Origin of the sequence: Pseudoxanthobacter sp. (assembly GCF_036822375.1) — a bacterium.
GTDB lineage: Bacteria > Pseudomonadota > Alphaproteobacteria > Rhizobiales > Segnochrobactraceae > Pseudoxanthobacter.
The window spans coordinates 3749-7142 of record NZ_DAISHT010000171.1 but is presented as its reverse complement, the minus strand read 5'-3'; the positions used below and the strand labels follow the sequence as shown (position 1 = coordinate 7142).

Here is a 3394-nt window from a genome sequence, read left to right as displayed (position 1 = left end):
TTCCTGACGCTGGTCAACAGCGAGAACCTGCACAAGGGCAAGCACATCTCGGCCTCCACCACCATCCGAGAGATTCATCGTCCCCTCGTCGGCATGGTTCAGGGCATTCTCGATCGCGGCGTGGCAGCGGGCCTGTTCCGCGACGGCATCGATGCGATCCAGCTCAACATCACCATTGCGGCCATCGGCTATTATTACCTGACCAACCGCTTCACCGGCTCGGTCATCTTCGAGAAGAACCTGATGAGCCCGGAGATGCTGGATGCACGCCTGACCTTCAATATCGAGACGATCCTGCGTCTCGTGCGCCGGTAAGGCCGGGCGGGGACCGGCCCCGCCCGCACCCTGTCACGCCGCCGGGCTCTGCAGCCGGGCGGAAAGCGAAGGGCCGGGAACCGGCGCAAAGGCCATGCGCTCCAGCACGTCACGGACCGGATCGATGCCCGGCGCCACCTCGCTCAGTTCCACGCCGGCCGCTGTCAGACGGAAGACGGCGCGCTCGGTGATGTAGACCACCTCCTGCCCGTTGCGCAGCGCCTGCGGGCCGGAGAAGGTGACATGGCGCACCCGCTCCACCAGCTTCGGCTGGCTGCCGGGCTTGAGGATGGCGATGCGGCCATCCCGCTCCGCCACCTCAAGGCCGCGGGCCTCGAAGGCGCCGCAGAACACCACCTTGCGGGCCGACTGGCTGATATCGATGAAACCGCCCGGCCCGACGATGTCGCCGCCGAGGCGGGAGACGTTGACGTTGCCGTCCGCATCCATCTCGCCAAGGCCCAGAACGGCCGTGTCGATGCCGCCGCCGCCGTAGAAATCGAACTGGTCGGGCGAGGCCACCACCGCATCGGCATCCCGCGCCGTGCCGAACAGCGCACCATCCAGCAGCGCGCCGTTGTGGGTACCCTGCTCCACCGAGCACCAGCCGATTTCCACGCCGAGGCCGCGGGCAAGTGCCGGAATGCCGCCGGGAATGCCAAAGCCGAAATTGACCGAGCGGGCGCCGGCGATCTCCTGCAGCGCCCGGGCGGCAATGATGCGGCGCAGGCCCTCCGGCTCCGGCGCGGCCGGCGGCGGGGCCCCCTCGCCGGTTTCGCGGAACGGGGCGACCGCGCCGCACAGCCGGGCGTCGTAGGCGCCGAGCGCACTCTGCTGCTGGCCGGGCACGAGGAAGACGGCATCCACCATCACCCCGGGAATGCGGGCCAGCCGCGTCGGCGTGATGCGGCCGGCGAGGCGCGTGCGCACCTGCGCGATGACCTTGCCGCCGTTGCCGCGCGCCGCCAGCGCCACGGCATAGACATCGAGATCGGCCGGCTCGTCGGCCAGCGTCAGCGAACCGCGACTGTCGACGGCCGAGCCGCGGATGATCGCGACATCCACCTTCAGCGGTTTGTAGTGCAGGTAGTCCCGGCCATCGATGACGGCCCGTTCCACCAGTGCCTCGCGGGCGGAGGCGTTGACGCGGCCGCCATCGAGCGCCGGGTCGACGAAGGTGCCGAGCCCGATGCGCGTGAACAGCCCCGGCCGCCCGGCGCCGCTCTCGCGCAGCAGCGTGGAGATCACGCCGGCCGGCAGGCTGTAGGCGGCAATCTTCTCCTCGCGGGCGAGCTTCTGCATGGCCGGCGACCAGCTCCAGTGCCCGCCGATGACCCGGCGCACCATGCCCTCGTGCGCCAGCCGGCCGAGGCCGCTGCCGCGCCCGTCGCCGATGCCGAGGGCGTGGATGACCGTCAGGTCGCGCGGATGGCCGGTTGCCAGAAAGCGCTGCTCCAGCGCGGCCAGAACCGCGTCAGGCTCGATCAGGCCGCCGCCGGAACCGGCGAGCGCGATTGTCGCGCCGTCCGCGATCAGGGCCGCAAGGGCGGCGCCGTCGGGGACGATGAGGGGGGCGTGCATCGGGCGTTTCCTCCGTGGCGTTATCGTTTTCTGCAGCGCCGCCGTGCGCATCCGGTCTGGCTTCGGGCGTGAAAACGGTTTTGCTGCACCCGCTTGACCGCCGTTCGCCGGGGCGTTACCAACTAAATAGTTAGTTTATCGCGCGCTGTCGAGGGCCCTGCAGAAGGCCCCGCGCAGCCGCCCGACAGGAGACGCCCGATGCTGCCCGTTCCCCGTCTCGATTCCGGGACTTATGAGGAGATCCGCACGCTCGCCCGCCGCTTCGCCGAGGCCGAGGTGCGCCCGCTGGCCGAAGAGCTGGACCGGGAGGAGCGCTTTCCCGCCGCGCTCTACCGCACCATGGGCGGGCTCGGCCTGTTCGGCATCACCGTGCCGGAAGCGCTGGGCGGGGCCGGGCTCGATACCTATGCCTACGCCATCGTCATGGAGGAACTGTCGCGCGGCTATGCCTCCGTTGCCGACCAGTGCGGCCTTGTGGAACTCGCCGGCACGCTGCTGACCCGCTATGGCACCGCCGGCCAGCAGGCCCGCCATCTGCCGTCCCTCATCAGCGCCGAGCGCCTTGCCGCCTATTGCATCACCGAGGCGGAGGCCGGCTCGGATGTTTCCGGCATCCGCACCACGGCGGTGAAGGATGGCGACGGCTGGCGGCTTTCCGGCGCCAAGCTCTGGATCCACAACGCGCCCGTCGCCGATGTCGGCTTCGTGCTGGCGCGCACGGATCCGGCCGCCGGCCACCGCGGCATGTCGATCTTCATCGTCGACCTCAGCGCCCCCGGCGTCACGCGCGGGCCGAAGGAACACAAGATGGGCCAGCGCGCCTCGCAGGTGGGCGGGCTCACCTTCGACGATGTGGCCCTCGGCCCCGATGCATTGCTGGGCGAGGCCGGACGGGGCTTCCACATCATGATGAGCGTGCTGGAAAAGGGCCGGGTCGGCATCGCCGCCCTTGCGGTGGGCATCGCCCGCGCCGGGCTGGAAGCGGCCCTCGACTATGCGCGGACGCGCCGGCAGTTCGGTACCGTCATCGCCGAGAATCAGGGCATCCAGTGGCTGCTTGCCGACATGGCGAAGGACATCACCGCAGCCCGCGCCCTCGTGCATCAGGCCGCCGTCAGCCTCGACAACGGCGTGCCGGCCGGCGCGCTCTGTTCCATGGCCAAGTGCTTCGCCGGCGACACCGCCGTGCAGCGCACTGCCGATGCGGTGCAGATCTTCGGCGGGTCCGGCTACATCCGCGGCGTGGAGGTGGAGCGGCTCTATCGCGATGCCAAAATCACCCAGATCTACGAGGGAACCAACCAGATCCAGCGCACCATCATCGCCCGCGACCTGCTGAAGAACGGGGTCGCGGCATGAGCGCCCCGGAAAAAGCGGCTCTCGTCACCGGTGCCGGCGGCGGCATCGGGCGGGCGGTGGCGGTGGCGCTGGCCGGCGCCGGCTGGGCGGTGGCCCTCAACGACCTCGGCGGTGACGGTCACAGTGATGGTCACGGTGA

At 70.1% G+C, this 3394-nt stretch carries 2 protein-coding genes and 1 pseudogene; 2 read left to right on the top strand and 1 reads right to left on the bottom strand.

Going from position 1 to position 3394, the window contains the following annotated elements; translation table 11 throughout:
* Positions 1 to 315: pseudogene (locus V7067_RS13720) on the top strand (TetR/AcrR family transcriptional regulator); the annotation flags it as partial.
* A 33-nt stretch (positions 316 to 348) separates the two neighbouring features.
* Here the strand turns inward: V7067_RS13720 and V7067_RS13715 are convergent.
* Positions 349 to 1896 carry a CoA-transferase gene (locus V7067_RS13715; RefSeq protein ID WP_334176468.1) on the bottom strand — a complete coding sequence of 516 codons (1548 nt, stop codon included), beginning with the start codon at positions 1894 to 1896 and terminating at the stop codon, positions 349 to 351.
* A gap of 198 nt (positions 1897 to 2094) precedes the next feature.
* Here V7067_RS13715 and V7067_RS13710 point away from each other — a divergent pair, with 198 nt between their 5' ends.
* Complete coding sequence (locus V7067_RS13710) at positions 2095 to 3255, top strand: acyl-CoA dehydrogenase family protein (RefSeq protein WP_334176467.1); 1161 nt, start codon at positions 2095 to 2097, stop codon at positions 3253 to 3255.
* The last annotated feature ends 139 nt before the right edge of the window (positions 3256 to 3394 follow it).

Bases quoted from the DNA above. Each gene is read 5' to 3' on its own strand.
- V7067_RS13715 (WP_334176468.1), bottom strand. From the start codon at position 1,896: ATGCACGCCCCCCTCATCGTCCCCGACGGCGCCGCCCTTGCGGCCCTG.
- V7067_RS13710 (WP_334176467.1), top strand. From the start codon at position 2,095: ATGCTGCCCGTTCCCCGTCTCGATTCCGGGACTTATGAGGAGATCCGC.